This is a genomic window from Pseudomonas syringae (assembly GCF_001698815.1).
Classification (GTDB): Bacteria; Pseudomonadota; Gammaproteobacteria; order Pseudomonadales; family Pseudomonadaceae; genus Aquipseudomonas; species Aquipseudomonas syringae_A.
On sequence record NZ_LGSI01000068.1, the window covers coordinates 342,115 to 360,999 of the forward strand.

General features: G+C 58.3%; 19 protein-coding genes and 2 pseudogenes. 12 read left to right on the forward strand and 9 right to left on the reverse strand.

Translation table 11 applies throughout. The features are described 5' to 3' along the window. Positions 1–3 precede the first annotated feature (3 nt). From AFK24_RS25065 to AFK24_RS32130, 3 genes and pseudogenes are all read right to left on the reverse strand, one after another. Entirely contained in the window at positions 4–1,143 is a 1,140-nt protein-coding gene (locus AFK24_RS25065) for a nickel/cobalt efflux protein RcnA (protein ID WP_065835786.1), read from the reverse strand. 7 nt (positions 1,144–1,150) lie between these two features. Next, positions 1,151–1,444, reverse strand: a complete 294-nt coding sequence (locus AFK24_RS25070) for a metal-sensing transcriptional repressor (protein WP_065835787.1) — start codon at positions 1,442–1,444, stop codon at positions 1,151–1,153. Between the two features lie 155 nt (positions 1,445–1,599). After that, a pseudogene (locus AFK24_RS32130) lies at positions 1,600–1,740 on the reverse strand (MEKHLA domain-containing protein); the annotation flags it as partial. Positions 1,741–1,973: 233 nt separating this feature from the next. Here AFK24_RS32130 and AFK24_RS25075 point away from each other — a divergent pair. From AFK24_RS25075 to AFK24_RS25095, 5 genes are all read left to right on the forward strand, one after another. Further along, entirely contained in the window at positions 1,974–2,867 is an 894-nt protein-coding gene (locus AFK24_RS25075) for a DMT family transporter (RefSeq protein ID WP_065835788.1), read from the forward strand. A 256-nt stretch (positions 2,868–3,123) separates the two neighbouring features. Then, positions 3,124–4,839, forward strand: coding sequence for an ABC transporter substrate-binding protein (locus AFK24_RS25080; protein ID WP_240500442.1), 1,716 nt, complete (start codon positions 3,124–3,126; stop codon positions 4,837–4,839). Then, the gene (locus AFK24_RS25085) at positions 4,836–5,786 is read left to right on the forward strand and encodes an ABC transporter permease (protein ID WP_065835789.1); all 951 of its coding nucleotides are present in this window, start codon (positions 4,836–4,838) and stop codon (positions 5,784–5,786) included. The genes AFK24_RS25080 and AFK24_RS25085 overlap by 4 nt, the downstream gene beginning before the upstream one ends. 17 nt (positions 5,787–5,803) lie before the next feature. Next, positions 5,804–6,691, forward strand: coding sequence for an ABC transporter permease (locus AFK24_RS25090; RefSeq protein WP_080482318.1), 888 nt, complete (start codon positions 5,804–5,806; stop codon positions 6,689–6,691). Beyond that, positions 6,688–8,310 carry a dipeptide ABC transporter ATP-binding protein gene (locus AFK24_RS25095; protein ID WP_065835791.1) on the forward strand — a complete coding sequence of 541 codons (1,623 nt, stop codon included), beginning with the start codon at positions 6,688–6,690 and terminating at the stop codon, positions 8,308–8,310. The genes AFK24_RS25090 and AFK24_RS25095 overlap by 4 nt, the downstream gene beginning before the upstream one ends. A gap of 71 nt (positions 8,311–8,381) precedes the next feature. Here AFK24_RS25095 and AFK24_RS25100 read toward each other — a convergent pair whose 3' ends face one another. The 4 genes from AFK24_RS25100 to AFK24_RS25115 are packed head-to-tail and all read right to left on the reverse strand — an operon-like array spanning position 8,382 to position 11,340. Then, the gene (locus AFK24_RS25100) at positions 8,382–9,134 is read right to left on the reverse strand and encodes a GGDEF domain-containing protein (RefSeq protein WP_065835792.1); all 753 of its coding nucleotides are present in this window, start codon (positions 9,132–9,134) and stop codon (positions 8,382–8,384) included. A 14-nt stretch (positions 9,135–9,148) separates the two neighbouring features. Then, positions 9,149–9,535, reverse strand: coding sequence for a DUF1987 domain-containing protein (locus tag AFK24_RS25105; protein WP_065835793.1), 387 nt, complete (start codon positions 9,533–9,535; stop codon positions 9,149–9,151). 19 nt (positions 9,536–9,554) lie between these two features. Continuing rightward, positions 9,555–10,124, reverse strand: a complete 570-nt coding sequence (locus tag AFK24_RS25110; RefSeq protein ID WP_065835794.1) for a SiaB family protein kinase — start codon at positions 10,122–10,124, stop codon at positions 9,555–9,557. After that, on the reverse strand, positions 10,117–11,340 hold the full coding sequence (locus tag AFK24_RS25115) for a SpoIIE family protein phosphatase (protein WP_065835995.1): 1,224 nt from the start codon (positions 11,338–11,340) through the stop codon (positions 10,117–10,119). Before AFK24_RS25115 ends, AFK24_RS25110 begins: the two co-directional genes overlap by 8 nt. Before the next feature lie 361 nt (positions 11,341–11,701). Between AFK24_RS25115 and AFK24_RS25120 the strand changes: the two genes are divergently transcribed. From AFK24_RS25120 to AFK24_RS25140, 5 genes are read left to right on the forward strand one after another with little or no spacing between them, the layout of a single operon-like run. Next, a complete protein-coding gene (locus AFK24_RS25120; RefSeq protein ID WP_065835795.1) occupies positions 11,702–13,030 on the forward strand; it encodes a UDP-glucose dehydrogenase family protein in 1,329 nt (442 codons plus the stop codon). Further along, positions 13,027–14,037 carry an SDR family NAD(P)-dependent oxidoreductase gene (locus tag AFK24_RS25125; RefSeq protein ID WP_065835796.1) on the forward strand — a complete coding sequence of 337 codons (1,011 nt, stop codon included), beginning with the start codon at positions 13,027–13,029 and terminating at the stop codon, positions 14,035–14,037. Before AFK24_RS25120 ends, AFK24_RS25125 begins: the two co-directional genes overlap by 4 nt. Continuing rightward, entirely contained in the window at positions 14,034–14,777 is a 744-nt protein-coding gene (locus tag AFK24_RS25130) for a glycosyltransferase family 2 protein (RefSeq protein WP_065835797.1), read from the forward strand. The genes AFK24_RS25125 and AFK24_RS25130 overlap by 4 nt, the downstream gene beginning before the upstream one ends. Beyond that, positions 14,774–15,058 (forward strand): lipid-A-disaccharide synthase N-terminal domain-containing protein, encoded by a 285-nt coding sequence (locus tag AFK24_RS25135; protein ID WP_065835798.1) that lies wholly within the window; start codon positions 14,774–14,776, stop codon positions 15,056–15,058. Before AFK24_RS25130 ends, AFK24_RS25135 begins: the two co-directional genes overlap by 4 nt. Then, on the forward strand, positions 15,055–16,584 hold the full coding sequence (locus AFK24_RS25140; RefSeq protein ID WP_065835799.1) for an ArnT family glycosyltransferase: 1,530 nt from the start codon (positions 15,055–15,057) through the stop codon (positions 16,582–16,584). Before AFK24_RS25135 ends, AFK24_RS25140 begins: the two co-directional genes overlap by 4 nt. Positions 16,585–16,646: 62 nt before the next feature. Here the strand turns inward: AFK24_RS25140 and AFK24_RS25145 are convergent, their stop codons facing one another. Continuing rightward, complete coding sequence (locus AFK24_RS25145; protein WP_065835800.1) at positions 16,647–17,099, reverse strand: winged helix-turn-helix transcriptional regulator; 453 nt, start codon at positions 17,097–17,099, stop codon at positions 16,647–16,649. Positions 17,100–17,249: 150 nt separating this feature from the next. On the opposite strand from AFK24_RS25145, the pseudogene AFK24_RS32135 reads away from it, so the two are divergent. After that, positions 17,250–17,384 (forward strand): annotated as a pseudogene (locus tag AFK24_RS32135) (NAD(P)-binding domain-containing protein); the annotation flags it as partial. A gap of 29 nt (positions 17,385–17,413) precedes the next feature. Here AFK24_RS32135 and AFK24_RS31410 read toward each other — a convergent pair. After that, positions 17,414–17,884, reverse strand: coding sequence for a MarR family winged helix-turn-helix transcriptional regulator (locus AFK24_RS31410; protein ID WP_065835801.1), 471 nt, complete (start codon positions 17,882–17,884; stop codon positions 17,414–17,416). 83 nt (positions 17,885–17,967) lie between these two features. On the opposite strand from AFK24_RS31410, the gene AFK24_RS25155 reads away from it, so the two are divergent. Continuing rightward, positions 17,968–18,831, forward strand: a complete 864-nt coding sequence (locus AFK24_RS25155) for an SDR family NAD(P)-dependent oxidoreductase (protein ID WP_065835802.1) — start codon at positions 17,968–17,970, stop codon at positions 18,829–18,831. Positions 18,832–18,885 lie beyond the last annotated feature (54 nt).

Here is an 18,885-nt window from a genome sequence, read left to right on the forward strand (position 1 = left end):
ATCTCACGAGTGCAGGCCGATCCAGCCGTTGATGCCTACATACATGCCTACGCAGATGATCAACACGCTGGAGAGGTAAGGTGCTCGTCGAGCGGCGGCATTGAGCCAGGGGAAACGATTTGAGGCTTTTCGAGCGCCGATGGCGGCGACAGCGCCAACGGTGACCAAGGTAATCGCGAGGCCGAGGCTGAAGCAGAGCACCATCACAGCACCCAGGGTGGTCTGCTTAACTTGCAAGCAGAGCAGCAGCACGGTGATCGCTGCCGGGCAAGGGATCAGCCCCCCGGTCAGGCCAAACATCAGGATCTGACCGTTGCTCACCTCACGATTGGTGAAGCGCTTGCGAATATCGTTGGCATGGGCCTTTTCATGGGCGTCCTGGTAACCCTCAGCGGTCAGGTTCAATCCGTCCAGATCGCCGTGATCATGATCATGGTTATGACCATGATCGTGCTCTTTGAAGTCCAGGTCGTAGTCGTGGCTGTGGCTTGCGTGCCCCAGGCTGAGCCGGGCGCTGAACTCATGCGGTTCCGGTATCGCATCTGGCGACTGGAGAAAACCGTCCTGCTGCACGAACCTGAATTGTTGCATCAAACCGTCCGGTCGAACGGTATGTACCACTACCTCGTCCGCGCTCCAGCCGTGTCCAGACAGAGCCTTCAAGCGCCAGTGAGGAGGTACGCCCTGTTCGAAAATCGACAATTCGACGCGCCCGTGCCCTGTGTCAATGCGGTGTGTTTCGTCATGGCCATGGTGGTCACCATCAACACCGTTTGCCTCTTCGAACTTATACAGCTGCTCGCCACGCCATGTGCGCCACAGCATCCATAGTGCAATGGCAATGATCAGAGCAGAAGATGCGAGCTGGAAGTAAGGCTCTGTGGTTTCAGCATCCAGACCCTGGCCTAGATACATCCCACTAATGGCCACCAACCAGACGACAGCGGTATGCGACAGCGTGGCTGCGAGCCCCAGCAGCACTGCCTGCTTGACGGAACCCCGGATGGCCACAATGAACGCCGCCATCATGGTTTTGGAGTGCCCCGGCTCTAGCCCGTGCAACGCTCCCAGCAAGATGGCACTGGGGAAATACAGCCAGGCGTGCGAACCACCTTGCTGCAACAATTCGACAAAGCTCAGCATGCGAGACCTACAGGTATTTAGTGATTTGCTTGAAGGCTTCCAGCGGTGCCCGCTCGCCTTTTGCGAGTGAATCTACGGTGTCTTCAAGGCAGTGATCGATGTGATCCTGAATCAACGTGCGTTTGGCTTGGCATACCGCTTTCTCAACAGCGTGAAGCTGCTGGGCGATATCCACACACTCACGGCCTTCTTCGATCATGGCGATGATGCCGCGCAAATGACCGTCTGCCCGCTTCAAGCGCTTGATAACGGCCTCATGGGACAAGTGCGTGTGGCCATGGGGGTGGTCGTGCTCACTCATGGTTTGAGCCTCTGGTCTGAATGATTCAGGCCGGCACTTTATCCCCCCTGGGGGGATATGGTCAACCCATCGAAAGATACTTCAAGCACCTCCGATAGCCGCCATTTCATGAAGTCCATCCTGCGCATAAAGCTCAATTATCGAGCGCAATCTGACTAGACCCATTCATTGGCATAAATGAAGTGCGGGTCCTCGTCATTGTTATGGGACATCAGTCTGTAAGGAGCATGGTTGTGTATCCACGCCTCACGCAGACCGGTATCCGACATCGGACATGGAAGCCCCTCACCTGCCCACCGCCGATAGGATTAATCCATCAGTTGAATGACTGATACCGAGGCTTTATCGCCTCCTTTCCCAAAGCGCGTTTTTCCCTCTATGCAAAACACCATAGACATCGAACAAGGCATCCCCCGGCAACCTGAAGTTTCTCAAAGTGTACGGCTCACTCTCCCTGTCTCTGTAACGCTGCGCGCCCCGCGCGGTGTGGCTAAATGGGCGTCCGAATTACCTGACCAACGAGCCCTTTATGACCTCCCGTGATAACACTGGCATGGCCCTCGGCCTGCTCGGCGTTATAATTTTCAGTCTGACCCTGCCCATGACCCGCATTGTGGTCGAGGAAATTCACCCTCTGCTTAACGGTCTCGGCCGCGCGTTGGTGGCCGCGATTCCGGCGGCGGCGCTGTTGCTGTTGAGGCGTGAACAATGGCCGACCTTGCAGCAGTGCAAAGGTCTGTTCTTTGTCATCCTAGGGGTTATCGTCGGTTTCCCGGTTCTCTCGGCATGGGCCATGCAAACGCTGCCCTCATCCCACGGCGCGTTGGTTAACGGCCTGCAACCGTTGATCGTGGCCATGTACGCCGCCTGGTTGTCCCACGAGCGTCCGTCCAAAGCATTCTGGGCCTGCGCCGCGCTGGGTAGTGCGCTGGTGTTGACCTATGCGTTGATTCAGGGTGCCGGCAGCATCAGCAGCGGTGACTTGCTGATGCTGGCGGCCATTGCCCTCGGCGGCCTGGGGTATGCCGAAGGGGGAAGGCTGGCGCGGGAAATGGGTGGCTGGCAGGTGATCTGCTGGGCATTGGTGCTGGCATTCCCGGTGCTGCTAGGCCCCGTGTTGTACCTGGCTTTCCAGCATCAGGGACCGATCAGCGCGCCAACATTATGGGCGTTCGCCTACGTCACCTTGTTCTCGCAGTTCATCGGCTTTTTCGCCTGGTACGCCGGGCTGGCCATGGGCGGGATCGCCAGGGTCGGCCAAGTGCAGTTGCTGCAGATATTCTTCACCATTGCCTTTTCGGCGCTGTGGTTCGGCGAGCACATAGAACCTATCACCTGGCTATTTGCTGCCGGCGTGGTAGGCACCGTGATACTGGGACGCAGGACCACGGTGAAGCCGCCGCAGCCGATAACGCTAAAGTGATTGAGCCAGGCAGGCCAAAATAAAACCTGATCGGATCGCCAGGTATGGAGGGTTGGACGAGAGTCTGGCCCCAGTTGCCCTGCAAAGCAGCAACAAACTCATCGTGACGCATATTTATCCAATCGCTTCATTCAACAAACACATAATTAGCTTAGATCAAAAAAGACTTTTACAGCTCTTAGTCATAAGATTACGGTCTTAGGAAACCTGCCGGGACATTCCCGCGTCAGCCCTCACTCCTGACTGATGACTGCCCATGAGCACACGTTCCCTGGCTTGCGTTTCTGACGTTACACCCAATCTCCCCGTGCGGCTTTGCTCCCCGGCAATCGGCGCGCAGCGGATTTTTTTTGGCTTACCCAACCGCTGGCTCGCGATTCTGGCCATCTCTTCAAGCCTGATCGGTTGCTCGCCTTCTGCCGAACAGAACACGAACAATGGCACACTGAAAATCGCGTTTTTTCGGGATAACACCACGCTCGTCAGCCTGGATCCTTTTCAGGTTTACTGGCTGGAACATCGGGTCGTGCTGCGCAACATTGCCGAATCTCTGACCGATCAGGACCCGCAGACAGGCAAGATTATTCCCTGGCTGGCGACAGGATGGGACATCAGCGCGGATGCCTTGCAGTACACCTTTCACTTGCGCAAGGACGTTACGTTCAGCAATGGCACGCGCTTCGATGCCCACGCGGTGAAGACGGCGTTTGATTCCGACAAGGCCTTCGCTGCGCAACTGCCTGCGACCTTCGGCGCAACTTATCTCGCAGGCTACGACCATGCCGAGGTCGTTGACGACTTCACGGTAAAACTCGTTCTTGCCCGCCCGAATGCCGGCTTCCTGCAAGCCACATCCACCACCAACCTGGCCATCCTCGCGCCTGAGAGCTACGCAAAAACTGCCAAGGAACGCTCGCTTGGGGCAATTATCGGCACCGGGCCCTTCGTGCTTGATCACTACACCCCGGAGTCTGGCCTTCGTCTGCTCAAGCGAAGCGGTTACGCCTGGCCCTCAGCCAACGCGCAGAACCGGGGCGAAGCCCACCTGGACAAGGTTGACGTCACCTACATTCCTGAGGAAAGCGTGCGTAATGGCCAGTTCGTGCAGGGCCAGCTCGACATACTCTGGCCTCGCGCACCTTTTTCTGAGGTGGATAGCAAACTGTTCGAGTCGAAAAAAGCCACAATCCAGAGCCGCTCACTGCCTGGCCCGGCCCTGAACTGGTTTCCGAATACGCGTGGCGAGCGCCTCCTCGGTGACAGTGCGATACGCCAGGCGCTGCAAAAAGCCATCGACCGCAAGACCTATGCGTCGACCGTTTATAGCCAGCAATTCCCGGTTGTCAGCAGTCTCTACGACACAACCACTCCATTTTTCAAAAGTCAGAGTGCCAAGCTCGCCTTCGATCCCGCCGGCGCACGTCAACTGTTGAATGACGCGGGCTGGGTGCCGGGTGCAGACGGGTATCGAGTCAAGAACCGCAAGCGCCTGAAGCTTACCTACAACCTTCAGGTCGCAGAAACCGCCGGCGACGTTCTCATCCAGGATCAGCTGCGCCAGGTCGGCATCGACCTCAAGCTCAACGTTCTCACTACTGCCGATTGGGCAGCGGCAAACGCCGCCGGCAACTATGACCTGACCTCCACCTACATGACGCGCGCGGACCCGATCATTCTGCAAACCATCATTGATCCACGAACGGCCAACAGTTCCACGGTGGCGACCAACCTGTACACCCCGCAAACGCTGCCCAAGGCCCAGGCGCTGTTTGACACGGGAATGACCGCAACGTCCAGCGTACAACGGGCCCAGGCCTACGGCGCGCTGCAGGATTTGCTCATTGACGAGGCCTCGGCGTTTCCGATCTATGAGCGGGTATGGCAAGCCGCGACCAGCCAGCGGGTACACAACTTCCGCTGGACCGCTGAGGGCTTTGCACTGCTCAACGACATTGAGCTCAAACAGCCATGAGTCGCTATGTGATCGGCCGAATCGGTCAGGCTTTCTTGGTGTTATGGGGCGCATACACGGTCGCCTATTTCATTCTGTACCTGCTTCCGGGCGATCCACTCTCGATCATGCTGAGTGCATCGGGCGTGGAAATCGATTCACTTTCAGCCGCGGACCTTGCCAAGGCCCGCGCGTACTACGGCCTGGATCAGAGTGTCCTTCAGCAATACCTCAGCCTGGTGTTGGGCGCAGTGCACGGTGACTTTGGTCAGTCAATCGCGCTGAATCGTCCGGTCGCCGAGCTACTCGCCGAACGGTTGCCTCAAACATTGGCACTGGCTGGCGTGGCCATCGTGTTGTCGTTGACCGGTGGTATCGGGCTGGGCTATCTGGCTGCCTATGTGCGCTGGCGCCCCTTGCAAACGGCCTTGGCTCGAGTGCCTTCGCTGGGCTTTTCCGTACCGGTTTTCTGGATGGGCTTGCTGCTGATCCAGGTGTTCGCGTTCACCCTGGGCTGGCTGCCATCCACCGGCAACCAAGGTGCGTCCAGCCTTGTGTTGCCGGCGATCACCTTGGCGATCCCCAGCGCGGCGGTTTACGCGCAAGTGTTACTCCGAGGCTTTCAGGGTGTCCGCCATGAGCCCTACCTCGCGACCGCTTACGCCAAAGGCCTGAGCCGTGCGCAGGTGCAGCGCCGCCACGCCTTCAAGAACGCGGCCCTGCCGCTGCTCACCTTGATCGGTTTACAAGTCGGCAACACAGTATCCGGTGCCGTGCTGGTGGAGACCATCTTTGCGCGCAGCGGCATAGGTCGTCTGGCCCAGGAGGCAGTACTGCGCCAGGACATCCCGGTGGTTCTCGCCATCGTCAGCGTAGCGGCAGCGGCATTCGTTCTGGTCAACCTTGTCGTGGACCTGCTCTACCCCCTTCTTGATCCACGCATCACCCATACGCCGAGGATTGCCTGATGGCTGTTACAACAGAAATGTTGATTGAGACGTTCCCCGGACAACTCAGCCCGGCCCCCGTCTGGCGACCACGAACCCGGTGGCAACGGGCGCGCATTGCCATGGCACCTTTACTGCGCCGTCCGGGCTTCCTGCTGGCCCTGGCTGTCGTCGCTTTCGCGCTTCTGTCTGCACTCGCCCCTGGGCTGCTGAGCCATGCCGATCCGTATGCCACGGCGCCAGCCGCCAAACTGGTAGCGCCGAGTGCCGCTCACTGGTTTGGCACCGACGAGCTTGGCCGCGATCTGTACAGCCGCGTGGTGTACGGATCACGTCTGTCGGTCACCGCCGCACTGCTGGCAGTCGGCATTGCTCTGGTTGGCGGTCTCGGGCTGGGTATCCTGGCCGGCTTTGCCGGTGGGCGTCTGGACACCGTACTCATGCGCCTGATTGACGTCATGCTCGCCCTGCCCGGCCTCCTCCTCGCCCTAGCCATCGTGACCGCCATTGGTTTCGGCACAGTGCCCGTCGCGATTGCCGTAGGAGTAGGCATCGTCCCCGGCTTTGCGCGCACGACCCGGGCCGAAGTGCTGCGAATCAAAACCCTTCCCTATGTCGAAGCGGCCCGGCTCGGCGGCGCCAGCTGGACCCGCACCCTGCTGCGCCACGTGTTACCCAACGCATGGGGCCCGGTAGCGGTTCTGGCTACCCTGGACTTCGGCGCCGCGATTCTCGCCACGGCGGGTTTGAGCTTTCTCGGTTTTGGCGCGGCACCGCCTGCGGCTGAATGGGGCACGCTGATCGCCAACGGCCGATCCTTCCTGATGACCGCACCCTGGGTGCCTTTGCTGCCCGGCCTGTTTCTGGTGGCTGTGGTGTTCAGCGTCAACCATATCGCTCGTACGATGGAGGAAAACCCACGATGACGTCCCCACTGCCCCTCATTGAAGTCATCGATCTGCACGTGTCGTATCGCGCCAGCGGTCAATCGACGCCCGCAGTCCGTGGCGTGTCGTTCACCGTACAGCGTGGCGAAATCCTGGCCATTGTCGGCGAATCCGGATCGGGTAAATCCACGCTGGCCAATGCTCTGCTGGGCCTGCTGCCAGGTAATGCGAGCATCGATAAAGGACAGTTACGCGTTGATGGCAAGCAGGTTACACACGCCAGCGAGCGTGAATGGCAAAGGCTGCGCGGCCGCACGGTAAGTCTCGTGCCCCAGGACCCGATGGTTGGGCTCAACCCCACATTGCGCATCGGGCAGCAGATCGGCGAGGCGCTGATCCAGGCTCAGGGTCGACGTTACCTCACGGTTGACGCAGACATCATCGAGCTGCTGAAACGCGTCGGGCTTGACCAGCCATTGCTGCGCGCGCGCCAGTATCCCCATGAACTGTCCGGTGGTATGCGCCAGCGTGTGCTGATCGCTATCGCGTTGGCTGGCAATCCGCGGCTGATCATTGCCGACGAACCTACCAGCGCTCTCGACGTGACGGTGCAACGCAAAATCCTCGATCACTTGCAGAACCTGGTGGCCGAGCGCGGCATATCACTGTTGATCATCACCCACGACCTCGCTGTGGCCGCAGACCGCGCCGATAGGCTGTTGGTGATGAAGGATGGCCAGCTTATTGAACAAGGCCCTCCGGCCCAGGTCCTGGCGTTTCCGTCTCAACCCTATACCCAAGCGCTTATCGCGGCGGCTCCTGCCTTCAGCACGCGTGCGCATCCATCGCCAGTACCGGCGGCCAACGGCGCTCGGCTTTTGTCCGTGGAGGGAATCAGCAAGACCTTCCAGCTGCCCAGACATAAAGGCGAGCCGAGTTCATTTCAGGCGTTACAGAATGTCAGTCTTGAGGTTTACCCCGGTCAGACTGTGGCGATCGTCGGTGAGTCAGGCTCCGGAAAAAGCACTGCATTGCGCATTGCATTGGGACTGGAGCAACCCACCGAAGGCCGCATCGTCTTCGACGGTCAAGACGTTACCAACCTCAGCTGGAGGGAATTTCGCCCCCTTCGTCAGCGCATGCAACTGGTGCAGCAGAACCCATTCGCCGCACTGGATCCTCGCATGACTATTTTCGAGAGCGTGATAGAACCGCTGGTGTCGTTCGGCCGACTCAAGGGGCGGGAGCTTGAACAAGCAGCCCGCAAGCTGATGGAGCGTGTTCATCTGCCAGTGACATTTTTAGACCGGCTACCTCGCGAATTATCCGGCGGACAACGCCAACGGGTCGCCATCGCTCGTGCGTTATCACTGCAACCGGATCTGTTGCTTCTGGATGAGCCAGTGTCGGCTTTGGACGTCTCGGTTCAAGCGCAGATTCTCGACCTGCTGGCCGAATTGCAGGCCGAACTGGGATTGGCCTACCTGCTCGTATCGCATGATCTGGCGGTGGTGGCCAACGTCGCTCCGCACGTGCTGGTGCTGCGTAACGGTCAGGTGGTTGAACAAGGGCCGACCGACAAAGTGTTCAAAAACCCTCAGGCGGCCTATACCCAGGAACTGCTGGCAGCGGTGCCAGGGAAAAAGCTGAGCGCCTGATTGAATATGCCGGCAGACACAGCTTCGCCAGATGACTTTGTAGAAGCCAGCGTGATTCGCTTACCTCAACATCACAACTTTTCAGCTTGCTCCACGCGATTTCGCCCCCCACGCTTGGCGCGATAGAGCGCGGCGTCAGCCGAACCGTAAGCGGTATCAAAGGTTGTCCCGGAGGTGCTCGCGCTGACGCCAAAGCTCGCGGTGATTTGACGGTTTACCGGATCGGCAAATACATGATTGGCAATCGCGTCACGCATGGCTTCTGCCAGCTCCAAGCCACGTTCCAGGTCTTCGCCGGTGATCAAGACTGTGAACTCCTCGCCCCCGACGCGACCTATCTTTCCAATGTCTGCGACCACCTTGCGCAGGCACCCGACAATCCCCTGGATGACCGCATCGCCGGCAGGATGACCAAACTCGTCATTCACTTGCTTGAAGTGATCGATGTCCAGCACAACCAGTACGGCACCGTTCTTCTGAAGAGCCTGGACAGCCAGCTCGATGATCGCCCCGCGATTCAGTATTCCGGTTAGCGCGTCGTGAGTGGCACGGTATTCAAGTTGACCCGCCAGAGTCTGCAACTGCGTATTGAGCAAATTCATTTCTCGCTCGGCACGGTCGCTTCTGCCGATCAACCGTCGCGTTTCGCGCAGCAGTCGTTCGTAATGAGAAGCCAGATCAGCCAGTGATCGCCTGTAGATTGATGCCTCGGCATCATTGACGGCCAGGATCGAGCGGGCATGTTCGAGCGCATCCGTCTCGCTTTTAAACAAGTCAGGAACCGCGTCACTCGAAGCACAAATGGGTGTGACTGAAGCTGACATGACCGTCATCCTCATCAAGTGGTGATTGGATGGTCGTTGAACATGACTGCCGTAAAGTCAGCCTTCAGTTCCTCGCCGAATTCAAAAATCGTTTCGTCTTCTTCGTCGTGATACCAGTTCACCTCGATGCGGTTTCCAGCCTGGGCAGATTGATCCAGGGCATCGAAAATATTGAACAGGATTTTGGTGCTGGAACTATTGAAATAAGCCAGTGCGATATTAACGGTGATGGTTGCGCTGGCTCGCTCAACCAGAAAAGCGCGCAATTGCTGCACAACAGGCGCATAAAAAGCAGCGGCATTTTCCGGATACGACTCGCCCTTCATCGAAAGAAGATCCTGATCAAAGCGAAAATCGATTTCTGGCGAAGTTGCGGTTGCTTCGATGTAGAAATTATCCATGGTAGATAGGCCACTCATTTCAAATGATCGCTTTGAGACAGAACAACGTGGTGTCGGGATCGTCTTCCCTCGGGTAAAAGCCAAACTCCAAAGGAGCGCTTGCGTCGCGCGCCATTGTCAGGAAGCCCAGCCCGGCACCCTTGCTGTCGGCAGGAGTCTCCGAACGCAACGTTACCTTGTAAGCGGCCTTTATTTCTTCAAGTGACATGCTGCGCAAAGGCTCCAGCTTTTCTCGCAGGTGCTCGACATCCGTCGTCGCAATGGGGTTGGCGCAAAGCATCAGATGTCGCTCGCCTTCGGTACTGATGCAGACGGCACCCTGGCGAAGCACTGAATTCTCGGAATGAGTCGCGCCAAGAGAGTCGGAGGAATAATGAATAATATTCTGCGAAAGCTCGACGAAAGACGAAAACAACTTGCGTCTCGTTGGCCCGCTGACTCCGGAGATCTCCAACTGGAGTTTGACAACCTCAGCCATTGCGGAAATGACATGGTGTGAGAAGTAGCCCTTGTGATAGAAAATCACGTTCTGCCGGCTGGCCAATTCGAAGAATGAACCATCCTGCTGAGCGGTAGATGTATTAAGCATTTTTATTCCTGAGGCGGGCACAGAATAGGGTCAAGTCATCCCGACGGGTTTGCTCGCCCTGCCAGTTGAGCAGCGTATTTTTTATAGCGTCACAGATGGCTGCCGAGGGTTGGGCACGATGTTGCACAATGGTGTCGAATGCCTTGCGCTTTCCGAATGCAATTCCTTTAGGGCCGCCGATTTGATCGGTAAGCCCATCGGTGGCGATGAAGATAATGCTGCCAGGCAACATGGACACGGCGGCGGGAATCCACTCAAAGTCATAGTCGCTATCGACGTAGCCAACACCCATCCGCTGGCCGACCAGGGTATGAAGCTGTTCCGAATCCGGATGCAGTACGTGCAGCGACATTCGCGCACCTGCGAAACTCAGCACCTGCGTGGCGTTATCGAACCAGAAAAAAGCCGCATCCAGTCCGTCATCTGATTCCGGCGTGCCGTCCAGTCCATCGACCTGCCCTAGAAGCCCCTTCACACCACGGTTTACTGCCGATAAAAGCGCCGCCGGGTTGCGAGGCCCGATCTGCCCCAGCGCCTGGGTAAGCGATGAAGACGCAATCAAGGTCATGAAGGCGCCCGGCACGCCATGCCCCGTGCAATCGGCTATTGCCCCGAACCACCCCTCGGAGTACGCACAAAAGTGATAGAAATCGCCCCCCACTACATCGCGCGGTTCCCACAACAACGCAGCGTCATCCAGCGTTGAGGCCAATGCATCGCGAGAAGCTCTGAGCATCGCGCGTTGAATGACGCTTGCGTACTCGATGCTCTGCATCATCTGACGGTTCTTTTCCGCTTGCATGGCGGCCACCACCGCCATCAATTGCAAACCATTGCCCAAACCTGCGAACCGGCCTTCACGCGTTACGATGAAACCGTCGGCAAGCGCTTTTTCGCCAAACTCGACCGTCTTGAAGGTCAGCTCTTCGATGCTCATCCTCGAATCGACCACCAGAGGCTCTTTGTCCATAAACGCAATGCAGCTCTTGCGGTCATACAGCTCGCGATGAAACGGCTTGCTCATCTGCGACATAAAGATGTTTCGATTGATCAACCCGATGGGGCGATCGCCCTCGACCACGGCCAGGCACACCATTTCTCTATGAGCGGTGAAGATATCCATGACCTTGATGTTGGTGCTGTCCGAGTCGATGCCGGGCACCTCGTTGCACAAATCATCTGCACATCGATGGTCCCTGGGCAGTGTTGGCCGCATGAATATGAACTGTTCTGCCTGCATGCTCGCGTCATCGTGGCTGACTAAAGCTCGTATCCTGACACACTGATATTAAAGTGATATTACAGTGCCCCCCCTTCATCCTGCTGCCCGATTACCCTGTGAATAAGGCAGTGGTTCCGCGCCAGAGGATAGCCGCCCGCGCCCCTGAAGATCTCCGCAATCAGCATCAATTCCCCACTGCACATCGAACACCCTCACGCCACCTCATTGTCAGGCGCGCTCAATGTAATCACAGCGTCATCGTTCCTTAACACCTTTATGACATTCATCTTGCAGCGCTCGGTCAAACACCCGCCAGGCACGCCGAAAGTTTTGTGGATCAGAGGAAAGCGGACAGATGAAAGTGACAGTGTTCGGAACCGGTTATGTAGGCCTTACCCAAGCCGCCTGCCTGGCCGAAGTGGGGCACACGGTTTGCTGCGTGGATGTCGATCGGGAGCGTATTGACGCCCTGCGCCAAGGCATCTGTCCAATTTTCGAGCCCGGCCTGGCGCAACTGCTGCGCAACGGGCTGGACAGCAAACGACTGTGCTTCACCACCGACGAGGCCGAAGGCAGTCGCTTTGCTGAACTGGTATTCATCGCGGTCGGCACGCCTCTGCAAGCCGACGGCCACGCTGACCTGACTCAGGTGCTCACCGTGCTGCGCTCGCTGATCAGACACGCCGAAGGTGCGCGAATCATCGTCAATAAATCCACTTCGCCGGTGGGCACCGTCGACCGCCTGCGCCTGGAAATCGCTGCCAGCCCGCGTCGCGATGAAGGCTTCGAAGTGATCAGCAACCCGGAGTTCCTCAAGGAAGGTTCAGCCGTCAACGACTGCCTGCGCCCGGACCGCATTATTGTCGGCGGTGCCAGTCCAGCGGCGCTGGAACGCTTGCGCGAGCTTTACCAGCCCTTCAGCCGTAACCGCGAGAAATTCGTGGTGATGGATGCCCGGAGCGCCGAGTTGACCAAGTACGCCGCCAACTGCCTGCTGGCGACCAAGATCTCCTTCATCAATGAGATGGCCAACCTGGCTGAACGACTGGACGCCGATATCGAACAGGTGCGGCTGGGCATCGGCGCCGACCCGCGCATTGGCTATGACTTTATCTACCCTGGATGCGGCTTCGGCGGCTCATGCTTTCCCAAGGATCTGCACGCTCTGTTAAGGACTGCCGAGGAGCACGGCATGGAAGCCTCTTTGCTCGGCGCCGTGGAGCAGGTCAACCGCCGCCAGAAACACCGCCTATTTGAAAAAATCCACGCTCATTATCAAGGCTCACTAAAGGGCAAGGTCTTCGCTGTCTGGGGGCTCGCCTTCAAACCCAATACAGACGATATCCGCGAGGCCTCCAGCCTTGCCTTGCTCGAAGCGCTTTGGGCCGCCGGCGCGCAGGTACAGGCCCATGACCCTCAAGCGATGCAGGCCATCCAGCGACAATATGGCACGCGCAACGACCTGAACCTGGCGCAATGCAAGGAAGACGCACTGGAGGGCGCCGATGCTCTGGTGGTCATTACCGAATGGCAGGATTACCGGGTGCTGGATCTGGATCGACTCGGTAAACAGTTAGGTGACCGGGTGGTGTTCGACGGCCGTAACCTTTTCGATCCAATGCAGGTGCGTGACGCCGGATTGGCTTACTACGGCATTGGTCGTGGGCAGGCGGCGCAGCTATGACGGTGCTGGTGACCGGCGCCGCCGGTTTTATCGGGTTCCACGTCGCCAGGCAGCTGTGCGAGCAAGGCGTTGAAGTGGTCGGCATCGACAACCTCAACGCTTACTACCGCGTGGAGCTCAAGCAAGCCCGGCTGGCCAGGCTCCAGTGCCTGCCGGGTTTTACTTTTCAGCGTCTGGACATCACCGACTTTGCCGGTCTGTCTGCCCTGTTCGAGCGGCACGGTTTCGAACAGGTTATTCACCTGGCGGCCCAGGCGGGTGTGCGTTATTCGCTGGAGGATCCAGGCGCCTACGTCCAATCCAATCTGGTCGGCTTCATCAATGTGCTCGAAGCCTGTCGGCACCATCGCCCGGCGCATCTGATCTACGCCTCAAGCAGCTCGGTCTACGGCGCCAACCAGCGCATGCCCTTTCAGATCGAGGATGCCGTCGACCGGCCATTGTCACTGTATGCCGCCAGTAAACGTTCCAACGAACTGACCGCGTACAGCTACTCGCACCTGTACGGCCTGCCGACCAGCGGCCTGCGTTTTTTCACGGTGTACGGCCCTTGGGGTCGCCCGGACATGGCCCTGTTCAAATTTACCAGGGCGATGCTCGCCGCAGAGCCTATCGAGCTCTACAACCATGGGCAGATGGCGCGGGACTTCACCTACATAGATGACATTGTCGAAAGCATTCTGCGCCTGCGGCTGCGCCCTCCCGTCGCTATCGACAGCATGCCACCCCATCAACTTTTCAACATTGGTCGAGGTCAGCCGGTCACGCTGCTGGAGTTCGTCAATTGCCTGGAAGCGGCGCTGGGTTTGCGCGCAGAACGTCGCAACCTGCCTTTGCAGGCTGGCGACGCGCTGAAAACCTGGGCCGACGTCACCGCTCTGGCGCGATGGATCGACTTTCAACCGCAGGTGTCGCTCGACGCCGGCGTCCGTGCCTTCGTCGCCTGGTACTGCGAGCACTATCAGGTCCAGGTCTGCCTGCCATCTTCACAACAGGGACATCAATGACTGTGCCGATTTTTCTTTCCGTAGTGATTCCCGCCAAGAACGAAGCCGACAACCTGCCGACCTTGTTGGCGGAGGTCCGCAGCGCGTTGTCCGGGGAACACTATGAAGTGCTGGTGGTTGACGACGGCAGTACCGACGACACTTTGCGGGTGCTGCGTGCGCTGATGGACGGCGACTTCCCGGAACTGCGCGTTCTGCGAAACGAGCGTTCGCTGGGGCAAAGCACCTCGATCTACAGCGCTGCTCAGGTCGCCCGGGGTACTTGGCTGGCAACCCTCGACGGCGACGGACAAAACGATCCCGCGGACATCCCCGGCATGCTGGAACTGGTGCGTGCTCGCGCAGGACGCGCCGATGCCATTCAACTGGTCGCCGGGCACCGGGTGAACCGTCGCGACACTGCCAGCAAGCGTTGGGCTTCGCGATTCGCCAACGGTCTGCGCAGCCGACTGCTCAAGGATTCCACGCCTGATACCGGTTGCGGCCTCAAACTGGTCGAGCGTGAGGCTTTCCTGCGCCTGCCGTATTTCGATCATATGCACCGGTTTATTCCGGCACTGATCCAGCGCCACAACGGCCGCATGTTGATCCATCCCGTCAATCATCGTCATCGCCAGGCCGGTGTGTCCAATTACGGCAATCTGGACCGTGCGCTGGTCGGCATTCTCGACCTGTTTGGCGTCTGGTGGCTGATCCGCCGCACCCGCCTGAACAGTCAGCCACAGGAGCTGAACCCATGAGACTCGATAGCGCAACCCTCTGGCTGATCCTCGGTTTTGTCGGGCAGGCAGTGTTCACCGGCCGCTTCGTCCTGCAATGGCTGTACAGCGAATTCAAGAAGCGCAGCGTGATCCCGGTGGGCTTCTGGTATTTGAGTATGCTGGGCAGTTCCCTTTTGCTGGTCTACGCCATCTATCGCCAGGACCCAGTATTCATCGCTGGCCAATCCTTCGGCCTGGTGGTGTACCTGCGCAATCTTCAACTGATCAACCAGCAAGCCAAGTCGCTCAAGGAGCAATGACGGTGCGACCTACCCTTTCGCTCCGCCTCGAAGGTTGGCTGCTGGTCGTGTTTGCCGTGCTGCTGATCGGTGCCGGACTAGGTTTGCGCCAGGCACAGAATGTGGATGAGGAACGTTTTCTGGGCGTCGCGCTGGAAATGCTGCAGAGCGGTTCCTGGTTCGTGCCACACCGGGCGGCAGAGATTTACGCCGACAAACCGCCACTGTTCATGTGGACCGTAGCGTTCTTTACGTGGCTCACCGGCCGACCGGAAATCGCTTTGTACCTGCCGGGCTTGATGTCTGCCGCTACCACCACCGCTGTGCTCTACGACCTGGGCAACCGTCTGTGGAACAGACGCACCGGACGCTACGCCGCCTTGCTGTTCCTGGCCACTTATCAGACCTACAGCATTCTGCGCACGGGCCAGATCGACAGCTTCCTGTGCCTGTGGATCGCGTTGGGTTTCTATGGACTGGTTCGCCACTTGTTGCTGGGACCGGCCTGGCGATGGTTCTATCTGGGTTGCGCAGCCATGGGCCTGGGTATTATCAGCAAGGGTGTGGGCTTCGTGCCGGCGCTGATGCTGATTCCCTACGCTTATGCCGTTCGCAAGGGCTGGCATGGCGTGGTGGCAATGCCCGGACAGGCCGCTCGCTGGGCGCTTGGCCTGCTGGTTGTCCTGTTGGCCTGTTGCCTTTGGCTCGCGCCGATGATCATCTCGGTCTTGCGCGACGGCGGGCCGGAAGGCTTTGCCTATCTTCGCGAGATACTCCTGCATCAGACCGCCAATCGCTATGCCAGCGCCTGGGACCACCGCGAGCCATTCTGGTACTTCGTCATCAAGGTCATCCCGCAATATTGGTTACCGCTGGTGCTGGCGCTGCCGTGGCTGATCCCGGCCTGGCGTCGACAGCTGTCCAAGCGCGACGGTCGGGTGCTGGTTCTGCTTGGCTGGGTGTTGCTGGTGCTGCTGTTCTTCAGCCTCTCCAGCGGCAAGCGCAAGATTTACATCTTCCCGGCGCTGCCCGGTCTGGTACTGGTTGCAGCGCCGTTGGTGCCCTGGCTATTGCGGCGCTGGTTCGCCGATCGCGTCTGGGCCCGGCGAATTTTCCTGGGCGCGACTGCGGCCTGGTTCAGCCTCTGGTTTGCCCGCGGGTTCATCGAGCCCGTCATGGAGGGTGACAATCCTCATCAGCGCCTGATGGAGCAAGCCGCCGAAACGACCCACGGTGCCGACCTGGTGCTGGTCAACTGGCGAGAAGGCCACTGGCTTTATGCACGCCAGCCTCTGGTGCATTTCGGTTTCGCTAACGCTTTATCGATTGAACAGGCCGCCGGCTGGTTGCAAGCGCACCCAAGCGCCTATGCGCTGGTACCTGGCGCGCAGCTGGGCAGGTGCTTTATCCAGGACAAGGCCTACCCGCTGGGCCAGACGTCCCGGGCTGACTGGTTCATCGTTGGCGTCAACGCCGACAACGGCGAATGTCGACCGGCCAGCCCTGCTTCCGTCTACCGCTTCGCCTGGGGTCCGAACGGCCGTTGATGGGCCAAAAGCAGACACTTACATGGTGTGTGCATATCGTTCGGTCGCGCTTGCCGTCCTGCTCATTCCCTGCTCTCAGGAAAGATACATCCGCCATTGCGAACCAGCGCCTTCACCTCTTCGCTCACTTGCATGGGGTTTTGATTTAATCGAGCAACGAACGCCTCGCGGCGCCGCACGTACGACTCCGAATCGTGCTTCGCACTCCAGAGGACGATGGTAAGCACGATGGGGATGAGATCCAGACCCTTCTCGGTAAGCGTATAGAAATCCTTGCGCCCGTCGTCGGGGCTGGGCGCCCTCGAGAGAATCCCTTGCTGCTCAAGAAACACAAGGCGGGAAGCCAGGACATTGGTCGCGATTCCCTCTTCCGACTTCCGGAACTCGCCATACGTCTTCTTACCCACAAAAACGATGTCGCGAATGATCAACAGCGACCACCGGTCGCCGAAGATTTCCACGCCGTAATTCACTGCGCAATGGGACCGAATGTCTACTTTAGATGTCGTTTTCATGGCGGGATCTTAACATCGCTTGCATGTCGCAAGTAAATCTCCGTCTATTACTTGCTTTTTGAAAGTAACAGACCCCGACATGGTCTGCGCGGTCGCCGGATCGCCCCAGCAGCCCATCAATGAACAACCCATATCAGTAAGGAACTCGAAATGAAAGTCGGCTTTATCGGCGCAGGGCCTGTCGCCCAAACAATCGCCAAACACGTCCTGTTGGCAGGTCACCAGGTTGTCCTTAGCAACTCGCGTGGGCCTGAGTCACTCGCCGCCCTTGTGGCGCAGTTGGGTTCCGGTGCTGGCCGCCGGTACAGCGAGGTTCAATACCTCTCCAGCGCTCCAGAAGACAAGTTAAGGCGGCGCAACAGCAACGTCAGTTGCGTGAGTTCCGAATCGGTCAATTGCTCAGTACGTTGGGTGAAGCGGTTTCCCTTGTGCACCTCTGCAATACCGAGCTGCTCCCTGCCGATTGCCGTGAGGTCGACCACAATACTTCGCCCGTCATCGTCCCCCGCGCGAACCTGGATCAACCCGAGAGTTCTCAGGTGATTGACGAGTCTGCTGATAACGCTGCGATCCATTAAAAGACCGTCCGCGATTTGGCTTGCCTTCGCCGGGCCATGAGCCCTCAGCCATTGTAAAAGGTGAAATCCGGAAGGCGTAAGCGGAGGATCAAACACCGCAGCGGCCTCTGCCGAAACGGTCCGAAATCCAGCGATAAGCATGTTGAGCTCGGCACCCAATTCCGTTAGTGCGCGCTCCCGCAGAAGGATCTTCGTTGTTTCAGGCATCGCAATGACCACTCCAATCTAGTTGACAATTATCCATCATCACAGGAAATATGATTGATAATTATCAATCATTGGCGTGACACATGACTACCGTAAAGACGATCATTTTGACCGGCGGCACCAACGGAATAGGCCTGCTGGTTGGCCGTGAACTTGCCCGCCACGGAAAGCATCTCATCATGCTTGCTCGTAACGAGGACAAGGCGCACGCCATCCGTTGTGATATCCAGAAAGATACGCCGGGTGCCGCCATCGACATTTTTTATGCAGATTTTTCGCGACTCAATACGGTGGCTGACGCAGCAACCTCAATCAGCAGCAGGTTCTCCAATGTTGATGTGCTCATCAATAATGCAGGCATACACGCCTTCAGCCAGCGTGTAACCGAAGATGGATTTGCCGAAATGCTGTCGGTGAACTATCTGGCGCCCTGGTTACTGACCCACAAACTTGCAGCGCTTCTCGGCGCCTCACCGCAAGCTCGCGTTGTAACGGTTGCCTCAGAGGCATCGCGTCACGGAGGAAGCGTCAAGCCGGTCATCGATCTGGCCGATACCGCCCAGTTCTCACGCCGCAGGTCAATGGAGCTCTATGGCAAAACCAAGCTTATGAACATCATGTTCTCTCTCGAACTTGCGCACCGGATGCGAGACACACACGTTAGCTCGAATTGCCTTGATCCCGGTTTCAATGCGACTGGCATAGGCCGTGAACTTCCATTCTCAGGACCCATGCTGTGGATGTTGAGTGCACTCGGTATTGGTAACCCCAGGCAAGGTGCAGATATCATTATTCGACTGGCAACTGACCCCGACTTTTCCTCCATTTCGGGTCAGTACTTCTCACGTCGAGCAGAATCGATTTTGCCCGCAGGCGGCTCGTCGAATCCTGCCGCCCGAGTGGCTTTGTGGGATGCCACAGAGAACTTGCTGAAGAAATTCCTTTGATAGCCGCCTCTGGCTTTTCGGACAGCCTGATCGTTTGCTGCCGCGATAGGTAGC